17 protein-coding genes are annotated in these 18,627 nt (G+C 71.7%); 10 read left to right on the top strand and 7 right to left on the bottom strand.

From position 1 onward, the window contains the following. Positions 1 to 40: 40 nt before the first annotated feature. Positions 41 to 265: a hypothetical protein gene (locus tag ACIRPT_RS36730; protein WP_403497133.1), complete on the bottom strand. Its 225-nt coding sequence runs from the start codon at positions 263 to 265 to the stop codon at positions 41 to 43. 326 nt (positions 266 to 591) lie between these two features. Here ACIRPT_RS36730 and ACIRPT_RS36725 point away from each other — a divergent pair, with 326 nt between their 5' ends. Beyond that, positions 592 to 2,421, top strand: coding sequence for a serine/threonine protein kinase (locus tag ACIRPT_RS36725; RefSeq protein ID WP_403835464.1), 1,830 nt, complete (start codon positions 592 to 594; stop codon positions 2,419 to 2,421). Between the two features lie 437 nt (positions 2,422 to 2,858). Further along, positions 2,859 to 3,149, top strand: coding sequence for a DUF5955 family protein (locus ACIRPT_RS36720; protein WP_403835516.1), 291 nt, complete (start codon positions 2,859 to 2,861; stop codon positions 3,147 to 3,149). 97 nt (positions 3,150 to 3,246) lie between these two features. Here ACIRPT_RS36720 and ACIRPT_RS36715 read toward each other — a convergent pair whose 3' ends face one another. Continuing rightward, complete coding sequence (locus tag ACIRPT_RS36715; RefSeq protein ID WP_403497137.1) at positions 3,247 to 4,050, bottom strand: IclR family transcriptional regulator; 804 nt, start codon at positions 4,048 to 4,050, stop codon at positions 3,247 to 3,249. Between the two features lie 279 nt (positions 4,051 to 4,329). Here ACIRPT_RS36715 and ACIRPT_RS36710 point away from each other — a divergent pair, with 279 nt between their 5' ends. The 4 genes from ACIRPT_RS36710 (at position 4,330) to alc (ending at position 9,470) form a co-directional block, all read left to right on the top strand. Next, complete coding sequence (locus tag ACIRPT_RS36710; RefSeq protein ID WP_403835461.1) at positions 4,330 to 5,124, top strand: aspartate/glutamate racemase family protein; 795 nt, start codon at positions 4,330 to 4,332, stop codon at positions 5,122 to 5,124. A gap of 158 nt (positions 5,125 to 5,282) precedes the next feature. Beyond that, positions 5,283 to 6,842: an NCS1 family nucleobase:cation symporter-1 gene (locus ACIRPT_RS36705; protein WP_403835458.1), complete on the top strand. Its 1,560-nt coding sequence runs from the start codon at positions 5,283 to 5,285 to the stop codon at positions 6,840 to 6,842. A 157-nt stretch (positions 6,843 to 6,999) separates the two neighbouring features. Next, positions 7,000 to 8,343 carry an allantoinase AllB gene (gene allB / locus ACIRPT_RS36700; protein ID WP_403835455.1) on the top strand — a complete coding sequence of 448 codons (1,344 nt, stop codon included), beginning with the start codon at positions 7,000 to 7,002 and terminating at the stop codon, positions 8,341 to 8,343. Beyond that, the gene (gene alc / locus ACIRPT_RS36695) at positions 8,340 to 9,470 is read left to right on the top strand and encodes an allantoicase (RefSeq protein ID WP_403835452.1); all 1,131 of its coding nucleotides are present in this window, start codon (positions 8,340 to 8,342) and stop codon (positions 9,468 to 9,470) included. Before allB ends, alc begins: the two co-directional genes overlap by 4 nt. Before the next feature lie 249 nt (positions 9,471 to 9,719). Here the strand turns inward: alc and ACIRPT_RS36690 are convergent, their stop codons facing one another. The 4 genes from ACIRPT_RS36690 to ACIRPT_RS36675 form a co-directional block, all read right to left on the bottom strand. After that, positions 9,720 to 10,436 (bottom strand): transcriptional regulator, encoded by a 717-nt coding sequence (locus tag ACIRPT_RS36690; protein WP_403835449.1) that lies wholly within the window; start codon positions 10,434 to 10,436, stop codon positions 9,720 to 9,722. 75 nt (positions 10,437 to 10,511) lie between these two features. Then, positions 10,512 to 13,217, bottom strand: coding sequence for a beta-N-acetylglucosaminidase domain-containing protein (locus ACIRPT_RS36685; RefSeq protein WP_403835445.1), 2,706 nt, complete (start codon positions 13,215 to 13,217; stop codon positions 10,512 to 10,514). Positions 13,218 to 13,400: 183 nt separating this feature from the next. Further along, positions 13,401 to 13,556, bottom strand: a complete 156-nt coding sequence (locus ACIRPT_RS36680; protein WP_403497150.1) for a DUF6126 family protein — start codon at positions 13,554 to 13,556, stop codon at positions 13,401 to 13,403. 44 nt (positions 13,557 to 13,600) lie between these two features. Then, positions 13,601 to 14,284 carry a helix-turn-helix domain-containing protein gene (locus ACIRPT_RS36675; protein WP_403835441.1) on the bottom strand — a complete coding sequence of 228 codons (684 nt, stop codon included), beginning with the start codon at positions 14,282 to 14,284 and terminating at the stop codon, positions 13,601 to 13,603. A 203-nt stretch (positions 14,285 to 14,487) separates the two neighbouring features. Here ACIRPT_RS36675 and ACIRPT_RS36670 point away from each other — a divergent pair, with 203 nt between their 5' ends. The 3 genes from ACIRPT_RS36670 (at position 14,488) to ACIRPT_RS36660 (ending at position 17,124) form a co-directional block, all read left to right on the top strand. After that, positions 14,488 to 14,937, top strand: a complete 450-nt coding sequence (locus tag ACIRPT_RS36670) for a ribonuclease domain-containing protein (RefSeq protein ID WP_403835438.1) — start codon at positions 14,488 to 14,490, stop codon at positions 14,935 to 14,937. Positions 14,938 to 15,485: 548 nt separating this feature from the next. Beyond that, on the top strand, positions 15,486 to 16,151 hold the full coding sequence (locus ACIRPT_RS36665; protein WP_403497156.1) for a bifunctional 4-hydroxy-2-oxoglutarate aldolase/2-dehydro-3-deoxy-phosphogluconate aldolase: 666 nt from the start codon (positions 15,486 to 15,488) through the stop codon (positions 16,149 to 16,151). 127 nt (positions 16,152 to 16,278) lie between these two features. Continuing rightward, a complete protein-coding gene (locus ACIRPT_RS36660) occupies positions 16,279 to 17,124 on the top strand; it encodes a transporter substrate-binding domain-containing protein (protein WP_403835435.1) in 846 nt (281 codons plus the stop codon). Between the two features lie 48 nt (positions 17,125 to 17,172). On the opposite strand, the gene ACIRPT_RS36655 is transcribed toward ACIRPT_RS36660, so the two are convergent. Next, positions 17,173 to 17,532 (bottom strand): VOC family protein, encoded by a 360-nt coding sequence (locus ACIRPT_RS36655; RefSeq protein ID WP_403835432.1) that lies wholly within the window; start codon positions 17,530 to 17,532, stop codon positions 17,173 to 17,175. Between the two features lie 302 nt (positions 17,533 to 17,834). Between ACIRPT_RS36655 and ACIRPT_RS36650 the strand changes: the two genes are divergently transcribed. Beyond that, positions 17,835 to 18,554: a GntR family transcriptional regulator gene (locus ACIRPT_RS36650; RefSeq protein ID WP_403498620.1), complete on the top strand. Its 720-nt coding sequence runs from the start codon at positions 17,835 to 17,837 to the stop codon at positions 18,552 to 18,554. Positions 18,555 to 18,627: the final 73 nt, after the last annotated feature.

Raw genomic sequence — 18,627 nt, 5'->3', positions numbered from 1 at the left:
GATGAGCTCCGGTGCGCGCTCTGCGGTCCTGCGCTCCGTCTCACGCCGCGTCGCCGGACGCCCGCTGGCGCGGGATCCTCGGCCGTAGCCGGTCCCGGAGTTGGTGCGTCCGGTTGTCCGCGAGGCGGTGCTCGGTCACGTAGCGGTGTATGTGCTCGACGGTGATCTCGGACGCGTCGGTGAGGCCGTATGCCCGGCAGATCAGCTGTACGACGCTGACGGGGTGCGGGTTCGGGCCGGATTCGGGGCCGGTGTTGGGCTCCAAGACAGTCTCCGATCCAGTGATATGCCGGAAATTTCCCTGAACGTGAGAGTGCTCCATCAGGCCGCGCCATACGCATCGGATTCCCTACGCCCATGCCAACGGGTGACGGTGCGAACAAACACCTGATGCATGATCGGGGCAAAGCTGGGCATCGCGCAGCCGGCAGGCCGAAATCCGGCCACGAATCCGGCGCTTCGGACATGGCGCCTACCCGAGCGGGACGGATGTCACGGGACGGCGCTTGGCCGGATAAAGTTCTGCCCCGTTGCGGACATCGTGGCTGCCGTGCCGATACGGCGGGCCCAGTTTTCTGAGTCGGGGGACCAATGGTGAACAGTGTGGGCTCGTCCGGGATCTTCCAGCCGCTGGAAGGTGATGACCCGCGGTCGATCGCGGGCTACCGACTCGCGGCGAAGCTCGGCGCCGGCGGCATGGGCAAGGTCTATCTCTCGTACACGCCCGGTGGCCGCCCGGTCGCCATCAAGGTGATCCGGCCCGAGTTCAGCGAGGACGCCGAATTCCGCCGCCGCTTCAAGCAGGAGGTGCAGTCCGCGCAGCGCGTCCAGGGGCTGTTCACCGCCCCGGTCATCGACAGCGACCCCGAGGGCTCCAGCCCCTGGCTCGCGACCGCGTATGTGCCCGGTCCCTCGCTCTCCGCGGCCGTCGCCGAGCACGGCAAACTGCCCGTCTCCACGGTGCTCCTGCTGGTCGCCGGGATCGCCGAGGCACTCCAGGTCATCCATGGCGCGGGCATCGTCCACCGGGACCTGAAGCCCTCCAACGTCCTGCTCGCCGCCGACGGCCCGCGCGTCATCGACTTCGGTATCGCCCGCGCCGCCGACGCCACCTCCCTGACCAGCAGCGGCGTCACGGTCGGCACCCCCACCTTCATGGCGCCCGAACAGGCCGCCGGCAGCACCATCACCCCCGCCACCGACATCTTCGCGCTCGGCCAGGTGGCGGCGTACGCGGCCATCGGCACGCCGGCGTTCGGCGAGGGCACCTCCCACGGGGTGCTCTACCGCATCGTCCACGAGGAGCCGGATCTGACCGGACTCCCCGACGAGCTGCGCGAGTTGGTCACCCGCTGCCTCGCCAAGGAGGCCGCGGAGCGCCCGTCCGTCGCCGAGGTGATCGCACTGTGCGGCGCGGCCTCCGGCCAGACGCAGCTGCGCCGCCCCGAGGACTGGCTGCCCACCGCGGTCGCCGCCGACATCACCACGCGTACGGCGGCCCCCGCGCCCGCCCAGGCCCCGCCGCCCCCGGTGGAGGCGCCGACCACGCAGCCGGCCACCCCGCAGGCGCCGGCGCACCCGCCCGTCCAGCCGGCCCAGCCGGTGCCGACCGCACCGCACCACCCGCAGACCCCCCCGCCCGGTTTCGGCCCGGCGGCCTATGCGCCGACCGCCAACGCCACCGCGCCCCTGACCCAGGTGTCGGGCCCGGCCGCCACCGGCCCGACCGCCGCCGTGCCGGCCCCGCAGCCTCCGAAGAAGAAGCGCAAGGGGCTGGTCACGGCACTGGCGCTGGTCTGCATGCTGGTCTTCGCCGGAGCGGGCGGCACCGCGGTCTACTACGTGATGAAGGACGACGGCAAGAAGACGAACAACCAGGCCGACAACAAGGGCAGCAAGCGCGGCAAGGACGCCAAGAAGGCAGGGAACGCCGACGCGCCCGGGGCCGGCACAGGCGGCTCGACGGAGAGCCCCGGCTCCCAGGGCGACAACGGCTCGGACGCACCGGTGAAGGACCCGAAGCCGATCGACACCAAGGACTTCGACCTGGCCGACGACTATCACCTGTACATGAACGACGATCCGCTGAAGGCGAAGACCTCGGATACCTCGGACGTCGACCTCCAGTACGAGGACAACGAGTTCTCGGACGACACGATCTCCACCCAGACCGGCAAGCTGGTACTGCTCGACTCCGGCGAGCAGGGCTCGCTCGACACCTGCCGCAACGAGACCCGGTTCACCACGAGCATCAGCTCCAAGCAGCTCAACAAGGGTTCGCAGATCTGCCTGACCACCAACTACGGCACGGTCGCGCTGATCACGTACAAGCGCTCCGCGCCGGAGACGTCCCCGAGCCGCTACATCACCCTCGATGTACGGGTGTGGCGCCACGCGATGGAGCCGCAGGAGGACCAGTAGCCGGTCCCGTTCGACGGGTTGACGGGCCCCTGAGGCGGCGCTGAGGCGGCCCCTCAGGGGCGCTCCAGGGGCTCTGAACGGGCGCGGCGCCCCGCCCGCCGCCCCGCTGTCGTCTCCTGCCCACGCGGGCCCGTCTCGCGGCCACGGAGGGCCTCGGTGGCCGCGACTCCTGCCGCCGTCTGCCGCCCTGGCATCAAGGCGGTGCCGCAACCAGACCCGCCGGGGTTGCCCGCCCACCAGGACCGCCAGGACCGCCCTCGCCGTTCTTCCCGGTGATCGGAATTTTTCGCTCTCCGTATGGCGCGATCACCACAGAGTGGCGTTAACTGTCCCGCATTGTGAAACGGTCAACGACCATGGAGGCCGCTGTCGTTGTGGAACAGGTCCAGACGCAGGCACAGGTGCAGGTGGAGACGCGCGGGCGAGCGGCCGGGCGGATGACCGGGGGAGCGGACGACGTACGGGTCCGGGAGCTGCGCGGCGCGGTGGCCCGACTGCGGCGCCAACTGGCTGTACTTCCAGGGGAGTTACCCGATCGCGCTGCCGCCGATGACGAGCTGGCGGCGCTGGACGCGATGGTGAGCCATGGCATACCCGAAGTGCCCCGGCTGCGCCGTTCGTTACTGCTGATCGCGGGGGCGGTCGGCTCGGTGAGCGCGCTGTCGCCCGCGCTGACCGAGGTGCGCGAGGGAATCGACAGCTTCGGCGAGCTGCCCCGCGGCCGGTGAACGGGTGCATGGAAGCTCGGCGCGGCGCGGACCGGAGCGAACGCGCCCCGGTCCCGGCCCTGCCCGCTGACCTCTGAGCCGCTAGGTTGCGGCGCCCCTATGCCGGGGACTGATTCGCCAGCGCCACCGAAAGCTGCGCCGCGATCTCCTGCAGCACCGGCACGATCTTCTCCGTCGACGCCTCCGTCACCCGTCCCGTCGGGCCCGAGATGGAGATCGCCGCCGACGTGGGGGAGTTGGGCACCGGCACCGCGAAGCAGCGGACGCCGATCTCCTGCTCGTTGTCGTCCACCGCAAAGCCGAGCCGCCGCACATCGGCCAGCGCCTCGAGGAAGGTGTCCGGGTCGGTGATCGTCTTCTCGGTCGCGGCGGGCATGCCCGTGCGGCCGAGCAGCGCGCGGACCTCCTCCGGCGGGTGGTTGGCCAGCAGGGCCTTGCCGACGCCGGTGGAGTGCGGCAGGACGCGCCGGCCGACCTCGGTGAACATGCGGACCGCGTGCCGGGAGGGGACCTGCGCGACATAGACGATCTCGTCGCCGTCGAGCAGCGCCATATTGGCGGTCTCGCCGGTCTCCTCCACCAGGCGGGCCAGATACGGCCGTGCCCAGGTGCCCAGCAGCCGCGACGCGCTCTCGCCGAGCCGGATCAGGCGGGGACCGAGCGCGTACCGGCGGTTGGGCTGCTGTCGGACGTAGCCGCAGGCCACGAGCGTGCGCATCAGGCGGTGGATGGTGGGGAGCGGAAGTCCGCTGCTGCCGGAGAGTTCGCTGAGGCCGACCTCGCCACCGGCGTCGGCCATCCGCTCGAGCAGGTCGAAGGCGCGCTCAAGGGACTGGACGCCGCCGCTGGCGCCTGTGGGCTTGGCTTCGGCGGCGGAGGTGCTGGCGCTGGACGGCGGCACGTCGCGTTCCTTTCGGGGCGGGTCAGATCGGTCTCGGCAGGTTCGTGCCCGGAGGCTTTCGGGCGCCGGGCCCGACCGGAGCAGCCTACCGGTCCCCTTCCGTTAACACACGGCCTCTCGCACACTCGTTCCCGCCGGTCAGGGGGTAGATCGTCCCAAGGCGTGAGAAGGCACCGGCGCCTAGTCGCCATCTCTTGACGGTGCCAGTGGCCGTAGCTACGTTCTGCTGCGCGAAACCTACTGTCCATTCTGTGGAATCCTCCAAATTGTTGGAGCGTCATGCGCATTCTCGTCATGAACCCGAACACCACGGCTTCCATGACCGCCGCGATCCGCGCCACCGCCTCCGCCGTCGCCGCCCCCGGGACGCGGATCATCGCCACCGAACCCCTCTGGGGCCCCGAGTCGATCGAGGGGCACTTCGAGGGCTACCTCAGCGCCGCGGCCGTCCTGGACCGGCTCGCCACCTTCGAGACGCCCTTCGACGCGCTGGTCATGGCCGGCTTCGGCGAACCGGGCCGGGAGGGTGCCCAGGAGCTGCTGGACGTCCCTGTACTGGACATCACCGAGAGCGCCGCCCAAATGGCCATGATGCTGGGGCACGCCTACGGGATCGTCACCACCCTCGACCGCTCCGTACCGCAGATCCAGGACCGGCTGCTGACCGCCGGGCTGCTGCAGCGCTGCGCCGCCGTCCGCGGCACCGGCCTCGGCGTCCTGGAGCTGGAGGAGGACCGGGAACGCACCATCGAGGTCATCATCGAGACCGCGCGCGAAGTCGTGCGGGCCGGCGCCGAGGTGATCTGCCTGGGATGCGGCGGGATGGCCGGGCTCCAGGAGAGGGTTGCGGCGGCGCTCGGGGTGCCGGTGGTGGACGGGGTCGCGGCCGCGGTGAAGTTCGCGGAGGCGGTCGTCGGCCTCGGGCTGTCCACCAGTACGGGACGCAGCTTCGCGCCGCCCCGCCCGAAGGTCATCGGTTCCTGGCCGCTCAGCGCACATCTGTGGCCGGCCCAGGGGCGTGTTCGGGCTTTCCCGAGCGACGCTGAATTTTCGGCACAGACGTCAGGCATCTGACATCTGGCATCTGAACAACCGCAATCCGGTGCCGTCCCGGCCGCCGCGACCGACGACGACACCGCCCGATCCGACGACACCGCCCGATCCGCCCGATCCCATGGATCCGACACCTGACAACCGGTCCCTGAGCTCCACCCACCTGCCCGGGAGGACACATGCCAACGTCCCCGCAGAACAAGCAGCTCCCCGCACCACCCGACCCCCGCCTCTTCAATGAGGACCTCGCGCCCGCCCCCGAGCGCAAATGGGGCACGTACAGCATCTTCGCGCTGTGGATGTCCGACACCCACGCGATCAGCAACTACGCCTTCGCCGCCAGCCTCTTCGTGCTGGGGCTGCCGGCCTGGGAGGTGTTCCTGGCCCTGCTCGTCGGCATCACGATCGTCTACTGGCTGATGAACCGGATGGGGCATGCGGGCCACCGGACCGGCGTTCCCTATCCGGTGCTCGCGCGCGCCAGCTGGGGCGTCTACGGCGCCAATATCCCCGCGCTGCTGCGCGCGATCATGGCGGTGGCCTGGTACGGCATCCAGACCTGGCTCGCCTCGACGGCGGTGGTCCTGCTGACCTTGCAGATCGCGCCCGGCCTGGCCGCGTACAACCACAACTCGGTGCTCGGCCTGTCCACCCTGGGCTGGATCGCCTTCATGGTGATGTGGGGCCTGCAGGCGGTCCTGCTGACCCGCGGGATGGAGTTCATCCGCAAGGTGCAGGACTTCGCGACCGGCCCGGTGGTCTGGCTGGTGGTCCTGGCGCTCGCGATCTATCTGGTCGTCAAGGCCGGCGGCGACATCTCGCTGACCCGCAGCCTCACCGGCCTCAGCGGTTCCTCGCAGGTCGAGCAGAGCCTGATCGCGGTCAGCCTGACGGTGGCCACGTTCTTGACGCTGGTCCTCAATTACGCCGATTTCGCGCGGTTCACACCCGATCACGGTTCGTACCGGCGCGGCAATCTGATCGGTCTGCCGGTGAACTTCACGGCCTTCGCCGTGGTCGCCGTTCTGGTCACCGCGGGCACCATCTCCGTCTTCGGCGAGGCGATCTACGACCCGGTGAAGGTCATCCAGAAGATCGACAACCCCGTGGTGACGGTCATCGGCGCCCTGGCCTTCATCGTCGCCACCATCGGCATCAACGTCGTCGCCAACTTCGTCTCGCCCGCCTATGACTTCGCCAACCTCGCGCCGAAGCATCTGAACTTCAAGCGCGGCGGCATGATCACGGCGGTGCTGGCGGTCCTCGTCATGCCCTGGAAGCTGTACTCCTCGGCGCTGGTGATCCAGTACTTCCTGGGAGCGCTGGGGGCGTTCCTCGGCCCGCTGGTGGCCATTCTGCTCGTCGACTACTACCTGATACGGCGCGGCCGGATCGATGTCGATGCGCTGTTCTCGGCCGATGCGGAAGGTGAGTATTTCTATCGCCGCGGCTACAACCCGAAGGCCGTGATCGCCTTCCTGCCGGCCGCGGCGGTCTCCGCCTCGCTCGCCCTGATACCGGCCTTCGACGCGGTGGCGCCGTTCTCCTGGATCTTCGGGATGGGCATCTCCGGTGCCCTCTACGCCGCGGTCTCGCGCCGCGGGCGGATCGCGGCGGACGCCGGGCCGATTCCGGACGAGATCATCCCGTCGCAGGTCAGGGGCGGTGGGGCGGTGGAGGCCGTGGCTCCCGAGGGAGCTGGAGTGGTCGTCGCGCCGGTCCCGGCGAAGGGGTCTTGACGGGCCGGGATCCGGAGTGAAGACTCATTCAACAGACTGTTGAATTCTGCATGTCGGCGCGGGGTGAACGCCCGGCTCCGGGCGGAGTGAGCCTGGTGGCCGTGCGTACCGAGCGCCGTCACGCAACGATGAAGACACGATACGAGGAGGGGACTGGGTGTCCGAAATAGAGCTGGTGCTGCGTTCCACGCGCGTCGTCACCCCGGAGGGGACGCGCGCTGCGTCCGTCACCGTCAAGGACGGGAAGATCGCGGCGGTGCTGCCGCACGACGCCGAGGCGCCGGCCGGGGCGCGGGTCGAGGACTTCGGTGACGACGTCCTGCTGCCCGGCCTCGTCGACACCCACGTGCATGTCAACGACCCCGGCCGCACCGAGTGGGAGGGCTTCTGGACGGCCACCCGCGCGGCCGCGGCCGGCGGTATCACCACGCTCGTGGACATGCCACTCAACAGCCTTCCGCCCACCACCACCACCGGCAACCTCGACACCAAGCGCGAGGTCGCCCGCAGCAAGGCGCACATCGACGTCGGTTTCTGGGGCGGCGCCATCCCCGGCAACGTCAAGGACCTGCGCCCGCTGTACGACGCCGGCGTCTTCGGCTTCAAGTGCTTCCTGTCGCCGTCCGGCGTGGACGAGTTCCCCCAGCTCGACCAGGAGCAGCTGGCCGCCGCCCTCGGGGAGATCGCCGGCTTCGACGGCCTGCTGATCGTGCACGCCGAGGACCCGGGCCACCTGGACGCCGCCCCCGAGGCGCACGGCCCCAAGTACGCCGACTTCCTCGCCTCCCGCCCCCGTGTCTCCGAGAACGACGCCATCGCCGGGCTGATCGCACTGGCCAAGCTCCTGGACGCCCGGGTGCACGTCCTGCATCTGTCCTCCAGCGACGCGCTGCCACTGATCGCCGCCGCCAAGGGCGAGGGCGTCAAGATCACTGTGGAGTCCTGCCCGCACTTCCTGACCCTGACCGCCGAGGAAGTCCCGGACGGCGCAACGGAGTTCAAGTGCTGCCCGCCGATCCGCGAGGCGTCCAACCAGGACGCCCTCTGGCAGGGCCTGGCCGACGGCACCATCGACTGCATCGTCTCCGACCACTCGCCGTCCACCGCCGACCTCAAGACCGCCGACTTCGGCGCGGCCTGGGGCGGTATCTCCTCCCTCCAGCTCGGCCTGCCCGCCATCTGGACGGCGGCCCGCGAGCGCGGCCACACCCTGGACGACGTCGTGCGCTGGATGGCCACCGCCCCCGCGGCACTGGTCGGCCTGGGCCAGAAGGGCGCCATCGAGCCCGGCCGCGACGCCGACTTCGCGGTCCTCGCACCGGACGAGACCTTCACCGTGGACCCGCAGGCGCTCCAGCACCGTAACAAGATCACCGCGTACGCCGGGAAGACGCTGTACGGCGTCGTACGGTCCACCTGGCTGCGCGGCCGGCAGATCAACGACGGCGCCACCCTCGCCGAGCCCACCGGCGAGCTTCTCGAAAGGGCGGACCGCGTATGACGACCGCCGAGCTTCCCCGCTACACCGGGGACGCCAGCCCCTACGGAGGCGGCGACCCGTACGCCGACTACCGCACCCCGGGCCCAGGCGGCTTCGCCTTCACCCACCTGCCCGACCTCGCCGACCGGCGGCTCGGTGCGGGCGTGATCGCCGCCAATGACGAGTTCTTCGCCGAGCGCGAGAACCTCCTCAAGCCCGAGGCCGCCCACTTCGACCCCGAGGCCTTCGGCCACAAGGGCAAGATCATGGACGGCTGGGAGACCAGGCGCCGCCGCGGCACCGACGGCGAGCACCCCTTCCCGACGGACGAGGACCATGACTGGGCGCTGGTCCGGCTCGGCGCGCCCGGAGTGATCCGCGGCATCGTCGTCGACACCGCCCACTTCCGCGGCAACTACCCGCAGTCCGTCAGCGTCGAGGGCGCCTGCGTCGTGGGCTCCCCGTCGCCCGAGGAGCTGCTCTCCGAGGGCGTCGCATGGACGACGCTCGTACCGCGCACCGCCATCGGGGGACACGCCGCCAACGGCTTCGCCATCGACACCGAACGGCGCTTCACCCACCTGCGGCTCAACCAGCACCCCGACGGCGGCGTCGCCCGCCTCCGCGTCCACGGCGAGGTCGTCCCGGCCCCCAACTGGCTCGCCGCGCTGGGTACCTTCGACCTCGCCGCGCTGGAGAACGGCGGTCAGGTCGAGGACGCCTCGGACCGCTTCTACTCCTCGCCCACCAACACCATCCAGCCGGGCCGCTCCCGCAAGATGGACGACGGCTGGGAGACCCGGCGCCGCCGCGGCAGCGGCAACGACTGGGTGCGCTACCGCCTCACCGAGCAGTCCGTCATCCGCGCCGTCGAGATCGACACCGGCTATCTCAAGGGCAACTCGGCGGGCTGGGCCGCCCTGTTCGGACGGGACGGTGAGGACGGCGGATGGACCGAACTGCTGCCGCGCACCCGGCTGCAGCCCGACACCGTCCACCGCTTCCTGCTGCACGACGCGCCCGCCGCCACCCACGTCCGGATCGACATCTTCCCGGACGGCGGCATCGCCCGGCTGCGGCTGCACGGCTCGCTCACCGAGGAAGGCGCGCGCCGACTGGCCGCCCGCCACAAGGAGTTGGGGGGCTAGCCCTCGCCGCCGACGGCCCGCCCGCACCGACGGGCGGGCCGTCCGGCCCGCTCCCCCGGATCCGGTCCGGGTCGGTGGCGCCGGAATCGCCGACCGCGTTCTGCAGGCACCCGGCGGCCTTCAGCTCCTCGACGCCGCGCAGCGGAATCGCGATCACCTCGTGGCGCTGGCCGGGGCGGGCGTTCATGGTCGCGTGGTAGCCGTAGGGCATCGTCGCCCTCCTTCGTTACGCTCCGTTATCTTCGTCGCTCAGAGGAACGGACCGGCCGGCGGCGGAGTTCCGGAATCCGCGCCCAAGGTGTTCCAGAACATGAGCTCGTACGCCTGGAGCAGCCGCCCGTAACCGTGCGCCGCGGCCGGCCGGGTCTGGCCCGTGTCGAGGCCGTGTTGCACCGCCGCCCGCGCCCCCTCGGCGAGCTCCGGCGCCGGCTGCGCGAAGAGCGTGAAGAAGCCCCGGGCCGCATCGGGAAAGCCGTAGTGCTCGCGCATCGCACCGTCCATCGCAGCGCAATAGCCGCCCCAGGCGGCGAAGTTGGCGGCCAGCGCGATCACCACATCGGTCGGCTCGGCGCTCAGTGCGAGCCGCGCCGCGTAGGAGGGATACGCCTGGCAGCCGGGCCGCGGCTGGTACCCGGCGATCTCACGCTCCGTCAGTTCGCACGCGTCCAGCAGCCCGGCCAGCAGCTCCAGCGCCCGTGTCTCGCCCCGGGCGAGCAGATCGAAGAAGTCGGCCACCGGCGGATCGCCGTCCGCCCGGCGCGCCAGGTGCTGGAAGCTGAGCCGGTCGGAGGCGATCACCTGACGCTGTTCCAGGGCGAAGGTGGCGAATACGGACCGTGGTTCCTGCCCGGCCGCGATCCGCTGGACGAGCCCGTTGGCGCCGGCGTGCGGGGCGAGCGCGCCGACCGCGTCGTCGAGGACGGCCGCGGCGGTCTGACGGGGGGCGGGGGCGGCGGGTCGGACCATGGCGGGTCTCCTCGGATGCGGGGCCGCGCGCCGGTGGCGCCAGGGCCTCAGGTTAGGGCCGCGGGCCGCCCTCCTTCAGCGCAGAATCACCTCATTCACCTCATTCACCTCAATGGCCCGGCCGCCGTCGCCCGCTCCGTCCCGCCACGCCAGCCGTACGCCCTCGACCGGGCCGTCACCCGTCGCCAGCCGGGTGTACGCACCGCCGAGCGCGCCGAGCGTGCGCCAGGCTCCGCCCGAGCGGACCTGGACCGTCGCCGCCTTTGCCGGTGCGCCCTGTGGCCGCAGCACCACCACGGACCGCGCCGCACGGGGCGCCTGCGGCGTGAACTCCAGCGCTTCGCCGTTCCGCGCCGCCCGCGCCGCGCGATAGGCGGTCGCCGGATCGCCGTCCGCCGCCGCCGGCAACGCCCCGCCCTCCGCCGCGGGCGGGCCCCCGGCGACCGCCACCCGATCGCCCCCGGCGACCGCGAACTCCCTCACCACCAGCCAGTTAGCCTGCGCCTGGGTGGTGCGGGTACGCACGTACCGGGCCCGCGCGCCCGCCGGAGGCTCCGCCGTCACCTCCGCCTTGCCGTCGAAGGCGGCCAGCGGGTGCCAGTGCTCGCGGTCCGAGGAATACTCCAGGACCCCGTGGTGCAGATAGTCGTCCGGGCTGCCGCTCTTGCCCATCGCCAGGGTGACGGTCCCCAGCGGGCGTTCGGCATGCAGGTCCAGCCCGATGACGGAGTTCACCCCGGGCCCCGCCGCGCTCCAGTAGAAGGTCGTGTCGTCGCCGTCGGTCATCCGGGAGACGGCGTTGTCCTGATAGGCGGCCAGATCCGAGGACGCCTTGGGCCGGCCGATGACGCCCAGCGCTTCGTCGTGCGCGGCGACCGCGTCCTCGACGAAGGCGTCCAGCACACCGTCCCCGACCACCACCGGGACCTTCTTGCCCTTCATGTCGACATAGACGAACGACCTGGCCGTCTTCACCAGCCCCGGGATCCGCTGCCGCAGACGCCAAGCCGCCGCATCGTCGCCCGCCCTGGCCGCCTCGACCAGCCGGAGCGCCGTACGGGCCGCCACGCCCCACGCACGGGTCGCATCCAGCCAGGGCTCGCTGTCCTCGATGAAGCCCCGGTCGGCGAGCCGGTCGCGCAGCACCGCAGGCGCCTCCTGGACGGCACGCAGCGCCGCGTCCAGCCGGCGCGCGTCGCCGTCCCTGTCGAACTCCGCGATGGCGGCGGCCAGTTCGGGCGCCTGCTGCGGATTGAGCGACGAGGCGTAACTGGCGTCCGCGAAGGCCCGCAGCGCCCGCGCCGTACGGGCGTCGCCACCGGCGAGCTCCTCGATCGCCGCGCCCCAGGAGGCACGGGGGTCGTACGCCGTGTCGTTCCACGCGTAATCGGCCACCGTGTGCAGCGCGAGCTTGGACGCGGACGGCTGGATCATCGGGTTGGCCGTGATCCCCGCCAACTGCGCCGGCAGCCCGCGCTCCCGCCCGTTGAACGGCCCGAGCAGCAGCCGGCCGGTCACATAGTCGTTGACGGGATAGTTGTCCCAGGTCAGGATCGGATGCCCGAACACCTCCCGGGCCTGCCGGGCCTGCGCGACGCTCATCGTCGGCGCGATCACGCCCACTCCCGTCCACTCCACCAGCACGTCCTTGTCCAGCTGCGAGGCCAGCGCCTTCTTGTACGGCGACGGCTTCACGTCGTAGTACTCGGTCGGCACCATCTGCAGCGGCCGGGCGCCCGGATGCCCCGCGATGAAGTCCCGGTTGACGCGGTTGAGCAGATACGCCTGCGCCGCACCGGCCGCGCCGCCGCCCGTGCCGAACTTCTCCTTGTCGGCCGCGCAGTTCCAGTCCGTGTAGCTGATGTCGTCCAGCGGCACCGCGAAGGTCCGTACGCCGATGTCCCACAGCGTCTGGAACTTGCCGGTCAGCGCCTTGAGGTCCGCGTCCGAGCTGTAGCAGACGGACAGTCCGGGCGAGAGCGCGTAGGTGAACTCCACATGCCGCTGCCGCGCCCGGTCCACCAGCTCCTTGATCCCTGCGAGCCGGTCGGGAGGGTAGGGATCGCGCCACTTCTCGCGCAGATAGGCGTCGTCCTTCGGCGAGTAGACGTAGATGTTCATCTTGTGCGCGGCGGCGAAGTCGAGCTGGTCGAGGCGGGCGGCATGCGACCAGGGGGTGCCGTAGAAGCCCTCGATGACGCCGCGCAGCGGGGTGGCCGGCCAGTCCCGTAGGACGGTGCCCTGGACGCGGGCGCCGGGCCGGGAGCGGTGCGGCAGCAGCTGGGCGAGCGACTGGGCGGCGTAGTACGTGCCGGTGGCGTCCTTGCCGGACAGCGCGATCCGGCCGTCGCCGAGGGCCAGGACGTACCCCTGCGCGGGCAGCCCGACGGGGCCCTGCGCGCCCAGGTCCCCCAGCGTCCGCGCCGCGCCCGTGCCGTCCACGTACACGGTCAGCTGTCTGTCGGCCGGGGCCTGCCGGGCGCGGACGACCCGGTCGGCGCCGGCGGCGTCGAGGGACTTCTCCACGAGCGCCAGCGCGGCGGCGTCGGCCCTGGGACCTGCGACGACGGTCACGGACCGGGTGATGGTGACCCGGTCCCGCCGGGCGTGGACGGACTGCGGGGTGGGGGAGACGGAGGCGTGCGCCGCGGGTCCGGCCGGGGCGCGGCCGGTGTCCGCCGCAGTGCCCGGTGGCCCGGCCATGCCCGTCAGGGGGACGGCGGCGAGGGCCAGGGCGAACGCGGTGGCCGCGGCGGTGCGGGTACGCGAACGGGGCAGCATCCTTCGGTCCTCCTCGGTGCGGCGGGCGCGCGGAGCGGGGTGCGCCTGAAGGCTTCACCCCGCGGGTGGGAGGAGGCAATGGACTTTCCCGCCGTACGGATGGACGTTCCCGATACGGGCCCGACCGGCCCGGGGCGGCGGCCTCCCCGCCGGCTTCGGCGGGGCGTTCCGGGCGCGTCCCGTTCAGGGGTTCTTGGCGGCGAACACCAGCAGGCTCATGAACGCCAGCAGCACATGCGTGGCGACGACGTAGATGAAGACGCGGACGTAGACGCCGCGCGGCGGCTTGGTCTCGACGTACTTCCGGGCGGGGCCGTCCTGGGGCATCTGTCCGGGCACGGTGTGTTCTCCTTCCGTAGGGTTCGGTGGCGGGGTCCGCCGGGTCAGAGGCCGCGGCGCGGGGGCTGGTCTCCCAGGCACAGTTCCGCGGCTCCGCTCTGCAGCAGGGTGTGGACGAACAGCAGATCCGTTCCGCCTCCCGATGCGGCCGCGATGCGGTGCGGCGTCAGCGAGTCGAAGTGCGCCGCGTCCCCGGGATCCAGCACATGGACGGCCTCGCCGAGCGTCAGCCGCAGCCGCCCCTTGAGGACGTACAGCCACTCCTCGCCCGGATGCACCCGCACCAGCTCGCCCTGCGCCCGCTGTGGCACATGCACCCGCAGCGCCTGCATCGCCCGCCCGGCGCCGCCCACGGTCCAGTACGTCCAGCCGCCGGCCTCCGAGGGCTCGGTGCGGCCGGCCCGCATGATCGGGTCCCGCTCGGGCGCGATCTCCCCGAGCAGGTCGGATACCGTGGTTCCGTAGGTACGGGCCAGCGCGAGCAGCATCGGCAGCGAGGGCTGGCGCTGACCGGTCTCCAGCCGGGACAGATGCGCGGGCGACAGGCCGACCCGCCGGGCCGCGGTCTCCAGGGTCAGCCCGCTGCGTCGTCGCAGGTCGCGCAGCCGGGGCGCGACGGTGTGCAGCTCCTCGGGCGGGGCCGGGGCGGCCGGGGGCTCGTCGGGGAGCCCGGCAGGGCCCGAAGCCGTCCGAGGCTCCGGAGGCGGGTCCTTACGCGTATCCGTCATATCCCCGGTATAACGGGGCCTCGCCTGGCGGGCAAAGATTTTGCCTACGAGGCAAAACGGCTCGTTCGCCCGTACGGCAGGCACCGTCGCCGCAACCCGCCCGGAACGAGCGGGCAACCGGGGTGGGGATCCTGTGAACTCCTGGGAAACTTAAGGGCGTTGGGATTGACAGGGGCATGTCTACGCGCGTCATCCTGGGAGGCATGAGAATCCCCCCACGGATCACCCGGATCGGCGCCGCAGGCGCCCTCGCATCGGCCCTGCTCATAGGCGGCACCGCGGTTGCCGCCACGCCCGCCGCCGCCACCCCGCACCAGGTCACCGCGTACGCCGCGACGGCGCACGCAAAGACCGTGCAGGTCAACGCGGTCGGCGACATCTGCTACTCCAAGCTGCCCTCCCAGGCCCACGACACCCTGGGCCTGATCGAGAAGGGCGGGCCCTTCCCGTACCCGAAGGACGGCACCGTCTTCGACAACCGCGAGGGCATCCTCCCGGCCCAGGGAACCGGCTACTACCACGAGTACACCGTCATCACTCCCGGCTCTCCCGACCGCGGTGCCCGGCGCATCGTGGCCGGTGAGAAGAAGGACGAGGACTACTACACCGCCGACCACTACAAGACGTTCGACCTCGTCGACCGCGGCTGCTGACGCGGCGGACGCGAACGACGGCGGACCGGAACCGCTTCGGCGGCGGACCGGAACGCTCTGGAGGGGAACCGCGGCGGGGGGGGGGGGGGGGGCCCCCCCCCCCCCCCCCCCGGGGGGGGGGGGCGCGGGCCCCCCCCCCCCCCCCCAAGGGGGGCGGGGGGGGGGGGGGCGGCCCCCCCCCCTACGGGGGGGGGGGGGGGGGGGGGGGGGGGGGGGGGGGGGGGGGGGGGGGGGGGGGGTGGGGGGGGGGGGGGCGGGGGGGGGGGGGGGCCCCCCGCCCCCCCCCCCCGCCGCCGTGCTGTGTCCATGTCCGGGCCCCCCTTCCGCCCATTCTTGGCGGAAGGGGGGCGCAGGGCGCACCCCCGAGGGAGGATTGTCAGTGGTTGCCGGTAGCGTTTCGGCAGAAACGAGGAGTGGGCGGGCATCGACGGCAAAGAGGCCATGTAGTGGTCAGTCGTCGCGGCGTGCCCCGGGAAGTGGCGTCTTCGCCGTGGTCACGGCAGGCGGCGCCATGGAGCGTTGAAGACAAGGAAGGACGGCGAACTGCCGTGTATCGCTGGGAGATCACCCGGGCCGCCCTGGCTCAGCGGGTTTTCGCCATCGTCCGCTGCAAGACCTATGACGAGGCGAGCGCCACCGCCGACACCCTGCTCTCGGCCGGCATCACGAGCCTGGAGATATCCCTGACCACGCCCTTCGCGCTGGAGGCGGTCACCACCCTCACCCGCGAGCTGGGCGAGGACGCGGTCATCGGCGCGGGCACGGTTCTTGACGCGGCGTCGGCCCGGATGGCCGTGGACGCCGGCGCCCGCTTCCTGGTCTCGCCGAGCCTGGACGCCGAGGTCATCCGTACGGGCCACCGTTACGGCATCCCGGTCTTCCCCGGGGTGTCGACGCCGACCGAAATAGCCCGCGGTCTCGAGCTCGGCGCGGACGCCCTCAAGCTGTTCCCCGCCTCAGCGCACCACCCCTCCTGGATACGGGACGTACGCGCCGCGCTGCCCCAGGCGCCGCTGCTGCCGACGGGCGGAGTGACGGCCGAGAACGCCCCGGACTGGATCGCCGCGGGCGCGGTCGCCGTCGGCATGGGCTCCGCCCTCTCCGAGGGCGACCGCGACACCGTCGCCAAGCGCGCGGCCGACCTCCTCAGCCGTCTCGCCGACGCCGCCTCGGACCAGTTGCCGCCCGGCCCGGTCGAGCCGTACGACGACTGAGTCCCGTGTGGCGGCGCCGCCGCGGTCCGAGGCGATCCCACCGACCGGTCATGGGGTTCACCTCGGCCGCGGCCTCTGCCACTCTGAGGCTTCATCACGTGATCATGCCCATGCCGCAGGAGTCACCATGAAGCGCGCCGCCACGCTGTCCGCCCTCGCCGCTCTGCTCACCCTCACCGCCGCGGCGCCCGCGCCGGCGAACACCCCCGCGCCCACACCGGGTTCCGCCCCCACACCGACCGCCCAGCGCGGCCGGCACCCGGCGGCCACGCTCCTGGATGCCGTCCCGCGGCGCGGGGTGCTGCGTGTCTGCACCACCGGCGACTACCGCCCCTTCAGCTACCTCGACGGCAAGACCGGCACCTACACCGGCATCGACATCCAGATGGCGCAGGACCTCGCCAAGAGCCTGGACGCCAAGCCGCGTTACGTCGCCACGACCTGGGCGAAGCTCGTCGGCGACCTCGCGGCCGGACGCTGCGACATCGGCATGGGCGGCGTCTCCATCACCCTCCCGCGCGCCCGCGCCGCGTACTTCAGCGAGCCCACCCGCACGGACGGCAAGACGCCCATCGTGCGCTGCGCCGACCAGGACAAGTACCGGACACTGGATCAGATCGACCGCCCCGGGACGAAGGTCGTCGTCAACCCCGGTGGCACCAACGAGCAGTTCGCCCGCGCGCACATCAAGCGGGCCACCCTCACGGTCCACCCGGACAACACCACGATCTTCGACGAGATCATCGCCGGCCGCGCGGACGTGATGATGACGGACGCCAGCGAGACCCGCTACCAGGCCAAGATCCACCCCGAACTGTGCTCGGTCCACCCCGACAAGCCCTTCTCCTTCTCCGAGAAGGCCTACGCACTGCCGCGCGGCGACGACGAGTTCAAGGAGTACGTGGACCAGTGGGTGCATCTCGCCACGCACGACGGGACCTACCGCACGTATGAGGACGCCTGGATGAAGTGACGGATGGGGCGCTCGTCCATGCAGGGGCGGTCCCTCGCCCCTGCCCCGTCATTCCTCCGGGCCCGCGTGCCCGAGCACATTCACCACCTGGCCGTTGGGGTCCCTGACGAAAAAGCGGCGGACGCCCCACTCCTCTTTCCGCAGCGGCCGGATGATGTCCCCGCCGGCGGCCAGCACGGCCTCGTACACCGCGTCCACATCATCCACCTCGATACTCAGGTCGGGGTTGACCGGTGCGGTCTTGTCCTCCGTCATGAAGATGAGCTGGGCGGTGGGATTGGCCGGCGAGGCGAGCGTGATCACCCATCCCAGGTCCATGACCTGCTCGAGGCCCAGCAGGCCGTAGAACTCCCGGCTCTCCGCCAGGGAGTCGGACTGGATATCGGGGACGACGCGGCGTACGGACATCGGTGACTCCTCGGGTGGGGGTCCTGGGGGTCTCCGATGATCCCCTGACGGGCGCCGGGGCGGGCGGATCCGATCGGAAAATGCCCGCGGAAGTCGGTGTGCCCCGGTGGCGGCCCCGGCCGCGCACGGCGCCGCACAAGGAGTGCGGGGGAGCTCGGCCGCAGGTCCGGGGCGGCGCTCGGTCACTTGTCCGGACAATGTGACCTCCGGACTTCCCGTCATCTGCGCGGACGGATACGCTCGCGAGCGTGGGGAAACGCGATACAGACGCCGCGGGCGCCGAGAGTCCAGTTCAGTTCAGCGTGGACCGGAGCAGCCCGGTCCCGCTGTATTTCCAGCTCTCCCAGCAGCTGGAGGCCGCGATCGAGAACGGCAGGCTGGCGCCCGGCAGCCTGCTCGGCAACGAGATCGAGCTGGCCGGGCGGCTGGGACTGTCCCGGCCGACGGTGCGCCAGGCGATCCAGTCGCTGGTCGACAAGGGCCTGCTGGTGCGCCGCCGAGGCATCGGCACGCAGGTCGTGCACAGCCAGGTCAAGCGCCCGCTGGAGCTGAGCAGCCTCTACGACGACCTGGAGGCGGCCGGGCAGAAGCCCGCCACCCGGGTGCTGCTCAACACCACCACCGAGGCCGATGCCGAGGTCGCCGCGGCGCTGGGGATCGCCGAGGGCGCGGAGGTCGCGCTCGTCGAGCGGCTGCGGCTCACCCACGGCGAGCCCGTCGCGCATCTGCGCAACCACCTGCCCGCCGGGCTGCTCAGGCTGGAGACGGCCGAGCTGGAGGCGACCGGTCTGTACCGCCTGATGCGGGGCGCCGGGATCACGCTGCACAGCGCCCGCCAGGCCGTCGGCGCGCGGGCCGCGACGGCGGAGGAGGGCGAGCGGCTCGACGAGCCCGAGGGTGCGCCCTTGCTGACCATGCAGCGCACCACCTTCGATGACACCGGTCGAGCGGTCGAGTTCGGCTCACATGTCTACCGCGCGTCCCGGTACGCCTTCGAATTCCAGCTGCTGGTCCGTCCCTGAGGTCCCCGGCCGCTTCCGGTCGGGATAGCTCAGTCATCAGAATGTTCGGACAAAGTATTGACGCGGCTCCGCG

The sequence above is a fragment of the Streptomyces sp. NPDC101227 genome (assembly GCF_044767545.1).
Classification (GTDB): domain Bacteria; phylum Actinomycetota; class Actinomycetes; order Streptomycetales; family Streptomycetaceae; genus Streptomyces.
This window is presented reverse-complemented; position numbering and strand designations above follow the sequence as displayed.